Genomic DNA, 13,026 nt, shown 5'->3' on the forward strand with positions numbered 1-13,026 from the left:
ACACGGGCACGATCCAGGCGAGTGCCCCCTTGGAGCTGGCTTTGCCAGGCCACTGGGGGCGTCCCCCCTTGGGGGAAGGCGCGAAGCGACTCAGGGGGTGTTTCATCTACCTTCCAGCCGCAGCCGTCGCCAGCGCCGAGAGTGTTTCGTCCAGCCGCGGCTGCTCGGCCGCCTTCATGCTGGCCATGGCCGTCTGCAAGGTGCTCGCGGCATTTTGCGTGCGGCGCGAGGCCGGGTCGAAATACTTGTTCAGGGCCGCGGTGGCCGCGGCCAGGTCGGCGCGGGCGGATTCGAACTGGCGGGCCAGCACGCCCAGGCGCGCGTTGAGCAGCTTGAGCTTGAGGTTTTCGCGCAGGAAGAACGTCTGGTCGGGTGCGAGCAGGATGGCTTCTGGCTGGTCGATGCGGCTCACCCGCACCAGGCCCCGTGCTTCGTCGCGCACAACCTCCCAGCTGCGCTGCAAGGCGGCTTGCCACCAAGCCAGGTCGCCCTGGTTGAGCGGCGTGGTATTGGGCGCGGCCGGTGCAGCCGCGAGGCGCCGTGTGGCGGCGGCCTGGGCCACGGCGTTGGCCACGGGCAGTTCGTCCACCTGGCGCACCAGGTCGTCCAGGCGGGCCAGCAGGCCGGCGGTGTCGGTGACGGTGGCGCGCGTGAGGCGGTCCAGGTCGCGGCCGATGGCGCGCTGCACGGGGGCCAGGCGGGGCTGCGCCGCGCGTTCGATGCGCTGGCTGGCGCTCTTGAGCGCAGCCACCAGCGGTTCCAGGCTGCCAGTGAGCTGGGCCTGCTGCTGGGCCAGGCGGATGGCCGATTCGATGTCCACCACCAGGTTTTCATCGCGCGAGCGCGACAGGCTCTGCATGAGTTCTTCGAGCTGGCTGCGCTGCAGTGCCACCTCGCTCACGCGAGCCTCGGCGACCGACAGGCGCGCGGCCGTCTCGCGCACCAGTTCTTCGGCCTGGCGGGCCATGGTCCGCGCCTCGATGGCCTGGGCGCCCGCATCGGCGGACTGGCGCGCCAGCTGTTCCTGGATGGCGCTGAGCTTTTGCCACAGCAAGCCGCTGCTGACCAGCGCAGCCGCCGCCACAGCACCTAGCAGCAGCGTGACGGCGCTGCCCCGGCCGGCGCTGGTGCGCGAGGGCGTGGGTGAGGTTGCCGGGCCGGCCGCTGTCGCGCCCACAGGCGCAGCGGCGGGTGCTGCGAGGGGCGTGGAAGGCTGGTCGGAGAGGGGCTCAGAGCTCATCCGGCCGATTCTATCGACGCCACCACGTCTTCCAGGGCCGGGCGGCATTCCCGCACGTTGCCAAAGCCCGCGGCGCGGGCCGCTTCGGCTATGCGCGGGTGCGTGGCCAGCGCTCGTGCGGCGCCCCAGTGCTGGCCGGGCAGGGCTTCGGCCAGGTGGGCGACGGCCTCGGAGCTGCTCAGCAGCCAGAGGGAGCCGTCCTGCGCCGCCTGTTGCGCCAGGGCAACTTCCGCGCCGGACCATTGCGGCGCGCCACGCTGGTAAGCCACCACGAACTCCACTTGCCCGCCCGCCGCCTCGATTTGCCGCGCCAGCCATTCCCGGCCGGAACCCTGCTCGGACTCGTGCGCTCCCTGCGGCGTGGCCGAACGGCCCCGAACAATCAGCACGCGGTCACCGGGCCGGATCTGCGCCGCCACCTGCTGCCACAGCGCTTCCGAATCGAACTGGGGTGCATCGGGTGCGGGACCATCGACGGCAGCGCGTGGCACACCCACCTGTTCCAATGCGCGCGCCGTTCCCGGGCCGGGAGCCCATGCTCTTGTTTTGATAGCTGTTGGCGCTTGTCCCTCTTGCGCTAGGGGCCAATTTGAATCGGATTCAAAGAAGTGGACCACCGCATTGCCGCTGACAAACATCAGCGCACGGTACTGCGGCAGATTGCGCCGTGCTTGGGCCAGTGCTTGCCGGGCAGCGGGGTCGGTGCAGGGCCCCACGGCGATGAGTGGCAGCGCCAGTGCATTCACGCCGCGCTCGCTCAGCAGGGCGGCCCAATGGGCAGCCTCGCGGGCAGGCCGCGTGACGATCACCCGGGGCGATGGCACGGCACTCTCGGCTGGCTGCAGGCTAGTGGCCTGCGGGGCTCACGCCGCGGGCGCCGCCGGCACGCAGGCGTTCGGCCACCGCGTTGCCCAGCGCCTCGGCCTGCGCCAGCGTGCTGACGGGGGCCTGGGCCTGTGCGCGTACCAGCGGGGCCTGGCCCTCGGGGTCGCCCCAGGCGGCGTCCAGCTGCAACGTGCCGTCGTCGTCCAGCAGGCCGTGCGCCGCCAGCGGCATCGAGCAACTGCCGCCCATGGCGCGGCTCACCGCGCGCTCGGCGGCCACGGTGAGCCAGGTGGGCTGGTGCGCCAGAGGCGCCAGCGCGTCAATCAGGTCATGCCGATTGCTGCGCACTTCAATGCCCAGCGCGCCCTGGCCGGCCGCTGGCAGCATGGCCGTGGCGTCAAACGTGGCGCGGATGCGGGACGCGAGCCCCAGCCGCTTCAGCCCTGCGGCCGCGAGCACGATGGCGTCGTACTGGCCTTCGTCCAGCTTGCGCAGGCGCGTGTCGAGGTTGCCGCGCAAGGGTTCGATCTTCAAATCCGGCCGCAGGGCCTGCAGAAGCACTTGACGGCGCAGGCTTGACGTGCCCACCACCGCGCCCTGGGGCAGGGCGTCGATGCTGGCAAACTTGGGCGAAACGAACGCGTCGCGCGGATCCTCGCGTTCCATCACGCAGGCCAGCGCAAAGCCCTCGGGCAGCTCCATCGGCACGTCCTTGAGCGAGTGCACGGCGACGTCGGCGCGGCCTTCTTCCAGCGCCACTTCCAGCTCTTTCACGAACAGGCCCTTGCCGCCCACCTTGGACAGCGAACGGTCCAGGATCTGGTCGCCCTGCGTGGTCATGCCCAGCAGCGCCACCGTGTGGCCGCGCGCCTGCAGCAGCGCTTTCACATGTTCGGCCTGCCACAGCGCCAAGCGGCTTTCGCGGGTGGCGATGACGATGCGTGGTGGTGTGTTCGAGGCGGTCAAGTTCGTAACCTGTTTGTAATCTTTCGGGGGCGGGCGATGCTAGCATGCGCCCGCACTGGGGCTGGTGCGCCCTGGGGGAGCAGGGGTACGCGGCGCCATGCCACTTTATCCACCTCCGGAGACTCACGCACCATGAAACGATCCGACAAGGACCAGCCCCTGATCGACGACATCCGCCTGCTCGGCCGCATTTTGGGCGACGTGATCCGAGAACAGGAGGGCGTGGCAGCGTACGAGCTGGTGGAGCAGGTGCGCAAGCTCTCAGTCGCCTTTCGCCGCGACGCCGACCAGGAAGCCGACCGCGCCCTCAAGAAGCTGCTCAAGTCCCTGTCGGGGGACCAGACGGTGAGTGTGATCCGCGCCTTCACCTACTTCAGCCACTTGGCCAATCTGGCCGAAGACCGCCACCACATCCGCCGCCGCGCCGTCCACGAGCGCGCGGGCGACACGCAAGAGGGCAGCATTGAGGTCGCCCTCTCGCGCCTGCGCTGGGCCGGCATAGCACCCAAGACCATCTCGCAGACGCTGGCGGGCAGCTACGTCGCCCCCGTGCTCACGGCCCACCCCACCGAGGTGCAGCGCAAGAGCATCCTGGATGCCGAGCGCGACATCGCCCAGCTGCTCGCCGCGCGCGACGACATCCAGGTGCGCGCCCAGCTCTACAACAGCGCCAAGGACGCGCTCACCCCGCGCGAGCTGGCCGCCAACGAGGCGCAGCTGCGCGCCCGCGTGGCCCAGCTGTGGCAAACGCGCCTTTTGCGCTACAGCAAGCTCACCGTGGCCGACGAGATCGAGAACGCGCTGTCGTACTACGAAGCCACCTTCCTGCGCGAGATCCCCAAGATCTATTGCGACCTGGAAACCGAGCTGGGCCAGTACCCCGTGCACAGCTTCCTGCGCATGGGCCAATGGATCGGCGGCGACCGAGACGGCAACCCCAACGTCACCGCGCAGACACTGCGCTACGCCTTGAGCCGCCAGGCCGAGGTGGCCCTGCGCCACTACCTGACGGAAGTGCACTACCTGGGCGGCGAGCTGTCGCTGTCCGCTCGCCTCGTGCAGGTGTCGGCCGAGATGGAGGCCCTGGCCGAGCGTTCGCCCGACACCAGCGAACACCGTGTGGATGAGCCTTACCGCCGCGCACTCACTGGCATCTATGCCCGCCTGGCCGCCTCGCTGAAGGAGCTGACCGGCGGCGAGGCCGCCCGCCACGCCGTGGCTCCGCAAAACGCCTATGCCAGCGCCGAAGAGTTCCTGGCCGACCTGCGTGTGATTGAAGCCTCTCTCAAGTCGCACCATGGCGAAGCCCTGGCGCAAGAGCGCCTCCACCCGCTGATCCGTGCCGTGCAGGTGTTTGGCTTCCACCTGGCCACGGTGGACCTGCGCCAAAGCTCCGACAAGCACGAGGAAGTGGTGGCCGAGCTGCTGGCCAAGGCACGCATCGAGCCGAACTATGCGGGACTGCAAGAAGCCGCCAAGCGCGCGCTGCTGATCAAGCTGCTGAACGACGCGCGCCCATTGCGCGTGGTGGGCGCCGAGTATTCCGCCCACACGCAGGGCGAGCTGGCCATCTTCGAAACCGCCCGCGTGATGCGCGAGCGCTTCGGCCACGAGGCCATCCGCCACTACATCATCAGCCACACCGAAACGGTGAGCGATTTGCTGGAAGTGCTGCTCCTGCAAAAGGAAGTGGGCCTGATGAGCGGCACGCTCGATGCCGAATCCAGGAACCACCTCATCGTGGTGCCGCTGTTCGAAACCATCGAAGACCTGCGCAATGCCGCGCCCATCATGCGCGAGTTCTACAGCCTGCCGGGCGTGGCAGCGCTCGTGCAGCGCAGCGGCGGCGAGCAGGACATCATGCTGGGCTACAGCGACAGCAACAAGGACGGCGGCATCTTCACCAGCAACTGGGAGCTGTACCGCGCCGAAATTGCGCTGGTGGAATTGTTCGATGAGCTGGCCACGAGCCACGGCATCCAGCTGCGCATGTTCCACGGCCGGGGCGGCACGGTCGGCCGCGGCGGCGGCCCCAGCTACCAGGCCATCCTGGCGCAGCCCCCCGGCACCGTGCGCGGCCAGATCCGCCTGACGGAGCAGGGCGAGGTCATCGCATCGAAATACGCCAACCCCGAAATCGGCCGGCGCAACCTGGAAACCCTGGTCGCCGCCACGCTGGAAGCCACGCTGCTGCAACCCACCAAGCCCGCGACCAAGGCGTTTCTGGACGCCGCCGCGCAGTTGTCGCTCGCCAGCATGGGCAGCTACCGCGCGCTGGTGTACGAGACGCCGGGCTTTACCGACTATTTCTTCAACTCCACCCCCATCCGCGAGATTGCCGAGCTGAACATCGGCTCCCGCCCCGCCAGCCGCAAGGCCAGCCAGAAGATCGAGGACCTGCGCGCCATCCCCTGGGGCTTCAGTTGGGGCCAGTGCCGCCTCACGCTGCCGGGTTGGTTCGGTTTCGGCTCGGCGGTGGAGGCCTTCATCAACACCGAAGGCAAGGACCCCAAGGCCCAGCTGGCCCTGTTGCAGAAGATGTACCGGCAATGGCCGTTCTTCCGCACCCTGTTGTCCAACATGGACATGGTGCTGGCCAAGAGCGACCTGGCCCTGGCCTCACGCTACAGCGAACTCGTTACCGACGCCCGCCTGCGCAAGAAGGTATTCACGAGCATCGAGGCCGAGTGGCACCGCACGGCCGACGCGCTCACCCGCATCACCGGCGACAAGCAGCGCCTGGCCCACAACGCCGCGCTGGCACGTTCCATCAAGCACCGCTTTCCGTACATCGACCCGCTGCACCACCTGCAGGTGGAGCTGGTGCGCCGCTGGCGCGCGGGGCAGGGGGACGAGCGGGTGCAGACAGGGATTCACATCTCGATCAACGGTATCGCGGCGGGGCTGCGCAATACGGGTTGAGCGTTGGGTGGGGGTGGCTCAATCCCCGAGCAACTCCCCCACCGCCTTCAAATCCTCCACCCGGTCGCACACCGCCTTCACGGCCATCATGACCGGGATGCCCAGCAGCAGGCCCCACAGGCCCCAGAGCCAGCCCCAGACCAGCACGCTTACAAACACGGCGACGGGGCTCATGTGGCTGGTGCGGCTGGTGAGCCAGGGGGTGAGCAGGTTGCCGACCACGGTGTGGATGGCCAGTGACGCGCCGCCGATGGCCAGGGCCATGTCCAGGGTGCCGAACTGCAGGAAGGCGACCAGGGCGGAGGCGCCGGTGACGAGCGCCGAGCCGATGTAGGGCGCCAGGTTGAGCACGCCCGCCGCCACGCCCCACACGGCAGCGTTTTGCAGGCCCAGGGCCCAGTAGGCCGCGCCGGTGGCCACGCCGACCAGGATGCTGGTGAACACCTGTACGAGCAGGTAGCGCTGGATGTTGTTGGTGATGTCTTCCAGCACGTGGATGGTGACCTTGCGCCGCTCCAGGCTGGTGCCCGCGATGCGCAGCAGTTTGTTGCGGAACAGGTTGCCCGAGGCCAGCGCGAAGTAGGTGAGGAAGATCACCACGGTGAACTGCCCGAGGGCGGACATGAGACCCATGGTGCCGCTCCAGAGGTAGTCGCGCACGTTGAAGGGCGGGCGCTCGACCACCACGCGCTGCACGCCGCGGCGGGGCGGGTTCTGGGTGGTGTTGTCGTTGGCGGCCTGCTCGATGTGGGCGGCGGCCTTTTGCACGGTGTCGATGGGGCTGGCGCTGCCGCTGCGGGCTTTCAGGTTGTCGCGAACCTTCTTGGCGGCCACGGGCAGCGAGTCCAGCAGCTGCACCGCGCCGTCGCTCAGCGACCAGGCGGCCGTGGCCATGCCGCCGACGATGGCGATGAGCAGCACGCCGGCGCCCAGCCAGCGCGGCACATGCCAGCGCCACAGGATTTCCACGGCGGGGCGCAGGGCGGTGGTCAGCAGCAGGCTGATCATGATGGGAATGAACACGGCGCTGGCCCAGTGCAGCAGGGCCACGCTGGCAAACAGCGTGAGCAGGGCGAGCGAAAGATTGCGCACGTCCACGGGCATGTGGAGCATGAGCGGGCCGTTGAAGGGGCTGGAAGGCAGGGCTGGCGGGGTTTCTTCGCTGGCGGCGATGTGGACTGGGGCTGCCGCGGGGGCAGGGGGCTTGGCGCTGGCGGGCGTTGGCGAGGCTGCAATCCTTGCGTGTGCTGGCGTCGCCACGCCGGGCGGCTCGGCAGACGCTGGTGAAGGCGAAGCGGCCGCGGTGGGGGCGGGCGCCTCTTCGCTGGCGCGGGGCGGCGCCGCTTCGGGCGCCGGATCGGAGGGCGTTGTTGTAATGGTGGGCTCGGTGGTCATGCGCAGATTGTGCGCGGACGACGCAAGGTGCGGTGTAGGCGCGCAGCGTTGGCCGCCGAGCGCGGAGGTGAGCCAGAACTCATCGCATCAGCGCGGAGCCCGCACAGGATTGAATGTTGCGGGGTTCCGAGGTGCGGAGAAAGGCCGATGCGGTCCCGTCAGCACAGCGGCAGGGGGCGCTGCTTGTTGAGTGCGTCCACGGTACCCAGCAGCTGCGTCCAGTAGGTGGGCAGTGCCGACCACGATGCGCCAATGGCGAGGTTGGTGGCGTACACCATGCCGGTGTTCATGCGCGGGCGGTTGGCGTTCTTGACGGCGGTCTGCATGTCGGTGCAGGTGCTGGCGGTGTGCACCAGCATGGCCTGGGCCGTGTTGTCTTTGGCGTAGACCCAGGTGCTCGCGGGCTGCGGATCGATGCCCTGGTAGGCCACCGCGTTGCCTGCATAGGTGACCAGGGTGTCGGCCACGCCTGCGTAGGCGGCCACGGGGTAGGTGCCTGGGTTGCCGATGACGGTGGGCGCGCCCGGCGGGGTGGCGGCGGTGCTCATGCCGGTGGTGAGGGCCTTGGCGTAGTTGTAGATCTCCTGGAAGTACGCGAGCCGCGCGCTGTCGGTGGCCATGCCGTCCAGGAAGAAGCCGTCGAGCATCCCGGGGTAGAGGCGGATGTAGTTGTTGATGGTGGCTTTGACGTCGGCGACCGAGAGGGCGCCGGTGGCGCTGCTGGTGGCCACGTAGCCGATCACCTTGTTGGTGGTGTTGGCCACAGCCCTGAAGTCTGTAAGGGCCTTGGTCAGGTCGTCATCGACTTCGGACGTGGCGGTGAGGATGCCATTGCTCTGGTTGGCGATGGCGGTGATCTGCACGTCGGGATAGCTGGCGGCCCCGCTGGTCAGGGTGGCCCAGGGCGATGGGTCGGCGCTGGCGTCGAAGTAGGCAGGCACCAGCACCTGCAGCTTCTTGTGCGCGGGGCGCACGTAGTAGGTGAGGGTGTCGCCCGCGGTGCTGGCGCTGCTGGTGGCCAGGGCGCTCACCTGAAACGTGGCGCTGGGCGGCAGGCTGCTCACGGTGAGCGTGGTGCTGGCCGTGCCGGAGACCGTGGTGGGGGCCACGGGCGCCAGCGTGGCCGCCGCCGCCGGGTTGACGGTGAAGGTGGCCACGGTGCCGTTGGGCGCGGCGCTGCCGTTGACATTGACTGTGGCCGCCAAGGGCTCGGAGGCACCCGGCTCCAGCACGTTGTTCTCGGGCTCGTTGAACTGCAGGCTGATCTGCCCGGTGGGCGGCGTGGGCGAGGGAGCCGGCGCCGTGGTTTTGTCGGTGGAGCCACCGCAGCCCGCCAGCGCGGCGGTCAAGGCCATCAGGGACACGAGGCGGTGTTTCTGGAGTGTGGTGCGCATGGTGGTCACGGGATTGAGAACTGTGCGCAGATTGTGAACGCTGCCGTGCGCAGGGCCAAGGGCCGAATCCGCGGCTTTGGACGGGAAAAACGGCGCTGTTGCGGCGATTGCGCCAAGCCGGCGCCGATACCATGGGCCGCATGTCATCACCCAACTTCCGCATACCCGCCCTGTCGGCCCTGCTGGTGGCAGCGGCGCTGCTGGCGGGCTGCGGCACGCTGGACGTGCCGCGCGCAGACAACTACCCGGCCACCGGCCAGAAGAAGGCGCGCGCCGTGCACCACTGGGACGTGCTGGCTGGCGACGTCGCCGGCCGAGTGGCCGAAAAAATCGCCACCTGGCCCGAGGGCGACTACCCGATCCATGTGACGGTGGCGGACAACTCGAGCTTCAACCGGGGCTTCCTCAAGCTGCTCAAGGTGCATCTGCTGAACCGGGGCGTGGCCGTTTCTGCCGTGCCCACGGCGGTGGAGCTGGAAGTGCAGACGCAACTGGTGCAGCACGAGTCCGGCTCGCCGCGCAGCTTTCCCGTGCCCATGGCTGGCACGGTGCTAGGCACCGGCGTGGGCGTGTGGCGCGACTGGGCAGTGCACTATTCAGACCGCACCCTGCTGCCGGGCGTGGCCACGGCCCTGGGTGTGGGTGCGGGCGTGGCGCTGGACATGGCGCATCTCTACACCCAAGGTGCCGCAGCGGGCGGCCCAACGCGCACCGAGGTGCTCATTGCCACCAGCCTCAAGTCGCGTGACCGCTACCTGGCCGGGACGGCCGACCTCTACTACATCGAACGCGCGGACGCCGTGCTCTACCTGCCCGAAATGCCGCCCGCCCCGCCGCCTGCGACACCGGTCAAGACCTGGCGGGTGGTGGCGCCATGACCGCGCATTCACCGCGCAAAAGCGCGAAGCGGCGTCTCTGGTGTGCCACTGCAGCACTGGCCTTGGCGGGCCTCGCGGGGTGCGCGACCAGCCCGATGCACAGCTACTACTACGGCAGCGCAGCGGGCAGCCTGTCTCACACCAACCTCATTGAAGTGAACGAACGCGCCGCGGATGCGCTGCTGCAAACCGCGCCGCTCGATGCCCGCCAGCCCGTGCTGGTGGCGACGCTGGTCCATGTGGACCGGCTGACCGAATCCTCGCGGCTGGGCCGGATGTTCTCCGAGCAGATCGCGGCGCGCATGGTTCAGCGCGGCCTGCGCGTGACGGAGGTGAAGCTGCGCGAAAACTTGCTGCTGCAGCGCGACCAGGGCGAACTGCTGCTCTCGCGCGAAGTGCGCGAGGTCAGCCAGGCGCAGGATGCGCAGGCCGTGGTGGTGGGGACGTATGCGGCTTCCAACTCGGTGGTCTATATCAACTTGAAGCTGGTGAACCCCCTGGGCAACACCGTGGTGGCCGCGCACAGCTATGCGGTGCCGATGGATGAGAACGTGCGGGCGCTGTTGGCAGGAAGATAGATGGCATCCCCCTGAGCGGCTTCGCCGCTTCCCCCTTCTCTCGCGCTACGCGCGGGAAGGGGGGACGCCGCCAGCGCGGCGGGGCGGCCCTTGCGCGGCGGCCCTGGCGGGTGCAGCGCCCATTTTTTCGGTCGGGGTGGGAATCAGACTAGCGCGCCCATTTAGTAGGTGCAAAAAGCTAATGCTTTGATATCCATCTCAGTGCAACATGAGTGCGCCAGCCGTCTTGCTCTTGCCGGCGCGGGCGGGTGGGTTGCACAGGCCGCAGGTGAAGTGGCGGTTCTCGTAGAGCTCGGTCACGAACTGGCCGCTGCACTGGCTGCACTTGGTGCGGGTGAGCATGCCGGCGTCCACGAATTTCACCAGGCGCCACGCGCGGGTGAACGACAGCAGGGGTTCGATCTCGGCCGTGGCGACCTGCTCGTTGTACAGGCGGTAGGCCTTGGTCAGCAGTTCCACCGAATCCAGGTCCACGCCCTTGGACAGGTATTCGTAGATGTTCAGGAACAGCGAGCTGTGGATGTTCTCTTGCCAGGTCAGGAACCAGTCGGTCGAGAAGGGCAACTGGCCCTTCGATGGCGACTTGCCCGCGATCTCCTTGTACAGGCGGATGAGCCGCTCGTACGACAGCGTGGTTTCCGACTCCAGCACCTGCATGCGGGCGCCCATCTGGATCAGCATCGCGGCGCGTTCGATCTGCTTGGACTCGTTCAGGACGCTCTTGGCGGCGGCCTTGGCAGGTGCTGCTGCTGCGGTGGTGGTGCTGGAGGACATGGCGGGCTTTCGGCAGGAAGTGGCTGGAAGACGGTGCTGGTGAACTCGGGCGTGCGGCTCAGAGCACTTCGGAGACGCGGCTGGCCATCAGGATGTTGGCGTGCAGCGTGTTGGTGGCTTCGTTGCCCACCTTCTTGGCCGAGTGGTTGGTCAGCAAGCTCCACACCAGGTTGTCGTCCACGCGGAAGCTGCAAAGAAGGGTGTTGCGGGAGGCCAGTTTCATCACTTGCGCCGCGGACAGCGATGCGAGAATGTCGGCAGCCTCTTCGTTCATGCCCAAGCGGAACACGGCTTCCGCCTTGTCCTGGCGAATCAGGGTCTGGGCCAGCATCAGGTAGGTGAGGTTGGCTTCGCGGATTTCAGCGAGGATTTGTTCGTTGGTCATGGCAGCTTCCTTTTTTCCAGTTCCGGGTCTTGCGTTTCCTGCTGTCTGCAGGTTTGCGTGATCCGTTGAAATGAATTGTGAAACTGCCCCAATCAAAAATTAAGTCGGGGTTTGGATGTGCCGCGTGTCTGGTTGTGCGGCGCGCCGTGTAGGAATTTGCCTTACATGCGGATGAGGCGTCGTCCCGCTTTTCCATCGGAGAGTGGTGCTGGCGCGGTGCGCACCCTCTGCCCAAATCTGCTCATGGTTTTGATAGCGCCTTCAAAACCGTGTTTTTTGCGGTTTTACATTTTGCGGAGGCTGACTGTGGCGCAGATCAGCCTGTGCAGCCGCGCAAGGGCCGCCCCGCAGCGAGGGCTGCGCCCCCCTGCCCGTAGTGCGTAGCGCGAGAGCGGGGGGATGGCCGCGCAGCGCCTCAGGAGGGTGTTCCCTTCTCCACGGGACGCGCAGGGTCCGCGCACCATTCGCTCCAGCTGCCAGCAAACAGGGCCGTTTGGCCCAGGCCTGCGATCTCCATGGCCAGCAGGTTGGGCACGGCGCTCACGCCGCTGCCGCACTGGTGCACCACGGTGGAGGGGTCGCGGCCCGCGAGCAACTGCTCGAACTCGGCGCGCAAAACGGCTGCGGGCTTGAAGCGGCCGTCTGGGCCGATGTTCTCTGCGAACGGACGGTTGAGCGCGCCGGGAATGTGGCCAGCCACCGGGTCCAGAGGCTCCACTTCGCCGCGAAAGCGTGCGCCCGCGCGGGCGTCGATCACGTTCTGCGATGGGCTTCCCAGGTCCGCCAGCACGTCGCCTACCGTCGCGAGGCGGCGCAGCGGCGCGCCCAGTTGGAAATTGGACTGGAAGTGCGCAGGCTCCTCGCCGCTGTTCACGGCGCCGCCCGCAGCCTGCCAGGCTTGCAGGCCGCCGTCGAGCACGGCCACTGCGTCGTGGCCGGCCCATTTGAGCATCCACCACAGGCGCCCGCAGTAGTTGGCGCCTTGCCGGTCGTACACCACGGCCTGCATGTTGTTGGCAAAGCCCACGCTCGAAAGCCACATGGCAAATCGCTCGCGGCTGGGCAGCGGGTGGCGGCCGCCCGACGCCGGGGTGTCGGCCTCTTGTGCGGTGAGGGTGCCATGCGCGCCGGGGGCGCCGTGCTTGGCGCTGAGGTGGTTGTCGAGGTTGGCGTAAACGGCGCCGGGGATGTGTGCCTGTTCGTATTGCTGGGCACCAGCCGTGGGTTGCATGAGTTCGAAGCTGCAGTCAAACACCATCAGCGGCGCGCCGCTGGCGATGAGCTGCTGCAGTTCGGAGGCGGATATGAGGGTGGTGTAGGTCATCGTTGTGGCGGGTGGGTAGGGAAACGGGCTCTATTGTGTCCACCCGCCGCGGCAGGCAGCGTGGTGGGAGCCAGGGACTTGTATCAATGTTCTTCAGCGGGTGCCCCCGGCGCTGCGCGAGCGCGCAGGATGGTGGCCACGATGCCGCTGCCCACGATAAGCACCATCCCAATCCAGCCGATCGGGGGGATGGCGTCGCCAAACAGCAGCACGCTGTAGATGGCCGCGAACACAATGCCCGAATACTGCAGGTTGGCCACCACCAAGGTGCCGCGCTGCGTCTTGGCGCTGGCGTACGCGCGCGTCATGCACAGCTGGCCCCCGGCCGCCAGGATGCCGATGGGC

At 68.0% G+C, this 13,026-nt stretch carries 11 protein-coding genes and 1 pseudogene; 3 read left to right on the forward strand and 9 right to left on the reverse strand.

Annotation, left to right across the window (positions count from 1 at the left end):
* Window positions 1–106 precede the first annotated feature (106 nt).
* From MRY84_RS22330 to hemC, 3 genes are read right to left on the reverse strand one after another with little or no spacing between them, the layout of a single operon-like run.
* Entirely contained in the window at window positions 107–1,240 is a 1,134-nt protein-coding gene (locus MRY84_RS22330; RefSeq protein WP_291507868.1) for a uroporphyrinogen-III C-methyltransferase, read from the reverse strand.
* Window positions 1,237–2,064, reverse strand: coding sequence for a uroporphyrinogen-III synthase (locus tag MRY84_RS22335; RefSeq protein ID WP_291507869.1), 828 nt, complete (start codon window positions 2,062–2,064; stop codon window positions 1,237–1,239). Before MRY84_RS22335 ends, MRY84_RS22330 begins: the two co-directional genes overlap by 4 nt.
* Window positions 2,065–2,086: 22 nt before the next feature.
* Window positions 2,087–3,031, reverse strand: a complete 945-nt coding sequence (gene hemC, locus MRY84_RS22340; protein WP_291507870.1) for a hydroxymethylbilane synthase — start codon at window positions 3,029–3,031, stop codon at window positions 2,087–2,089.
* Window positions 3,032–3,163: 132 nt separating this feature from the next.
* Between hemC and ppc the strand changes: the two genes are divergently transcribed.
* Window positions 3,164–5,953 (forward strand): phosphoenolpyruvate carboxylase, encoded by a 2,790-nt coding sequence (gene ppc / locus MRY84_RS22345; protein WP_291507871.1) that lies wholly within the window; start codon window positions 3,164–3,166, stop codon window positions 5,951–5,953.
* Window positions 5,954–5,971: 18 nt separating this feature from the next.
* Here ppc and MRY84_RS22350 read toward each other — a convergent pair whose 3' ends face one another.
* Both MRY84_RS22350 and MRY84_RS22355 read right to left on the reverse strand, forming a co-directional pair.
* Complete coding sequence (locus MRY84_RS22350) at window positions 5,972–7,348, reverse strand: AI-2E family transporter (RefSeq protein WP_291507872.1); 1,377 nt, start codon at window positions 7,346–7,348, stop codon at window positions 5,972–5,974.
* Between the two features lie 158 nt (window positions 7,349–7,506).
* Window positions 7,507–8,742 (reverse strand): spherulation-specific family 4 protein, encoded by a 1,236-nt coding sequence (locus tag MRY84_RS22355; protein ID WP_291507873.1) that lies wholly within the window; start codon window positions 8,740–8,742, stop codon window positions 7,507–7,509.
* 140 nt (window positions 8,743–8,882) lie between these two features.
* On the opposite strand from MRY84_RS22355, the gene MRY84_RS22360 reads away from it, so the two are divergent.
* Both MRY84_RS22360 and MRY84_RS22365 read left to right on the forward strand, forming a co-directional pair.
* Window positions 8,883–9,620: a hypothetical protein gene (locus tag MRY84_RS22360; protein WP_291507874.1), complete on the forward strand. Its 738-nt coding sequence runs from the start codon at window positions 8,883–8,885 to the stop codon at window positions 9,618–9,620.
* Window positions 9,617–10,198 carry a FlgO family outer membrane protein gene (locus tag MRY84_RS22365; protein ID WP_363317582.1) on the forward strand — a complete coding sequence of 194 codons (582 nt, stop codon included), beginning with the start codon at window positions 9,617–9,619 and terminating at the stop codon, window positions 10,196–10,198. Before MRY84_RS22360 ends, MRY84_RS22365 begins: the two co-directional genes overlap by 4 nt.
* Before the next feature lie 198 nt (window positions 10,199–10,396).
* On the opposite strand, the gene flhC is transcribed toward MRY84_RS22365, so the two are convergent.
* The 4 genes and pseudogenes from flhC to MRY84_RS22385 all read right to left on the reverse strand — a co-directional run.
* Window positions 10,397–10,972: a flagellar transcriptional regulator FlhC gene (flhC, locus tag MRY84_RS22370; RefSeq protein ID WP_291507875.1), complete on the reverse strand. Its 576-nt coding sequence runs from the start codon at window positions 10,970–10,972 to the stop codon at window positions 10,397–10,399.
* Window positions 10,973–11,030: 58 nt separating this feature from the next.
* Window positions 11,031–11,357: a flagellar transcriptional regulator FlhD gene (flhD, locus tag MRY84_RS22375; protein ID WP_142144307.1), complete on the reverse strand. Its 327-nt coding sequence runs from the start codon at window positions 11,355–11,357 to the stop codon at window positions 11,031–11,033.
* Window positions 11,358–11,772: 415 nt separating this feature from the next.
* On the reverse strand, window positions 11,773–12,681 hold the full coding sequence (locus tag MRY84_RS22380; protein WP_291507876.1) for a sulfurtransferase: 909 nt from the start codon (window positions 12,679–12,681) through the stop codon (window positions 11,773–11,775).
* Window positions 12,682–12,764: 83 nt separating this feature from the next.
* A pseudogene (locus tag MRY84_RS22385) lies at window positions 12,765–13,026 on the reverse strand (EamA/RhaT family transporter); the annotation flags it as partial.

The sequence above is a fragment of the Acidovorax sp. genome (genome assembly GCF_022763525.1).
Classification (GTDB): domain Bacteria; phylum Pseudomonadota; class Gammaproteobacteria; order Burkholderiales; family Burkholderiaceae_C; genus Acidovorax.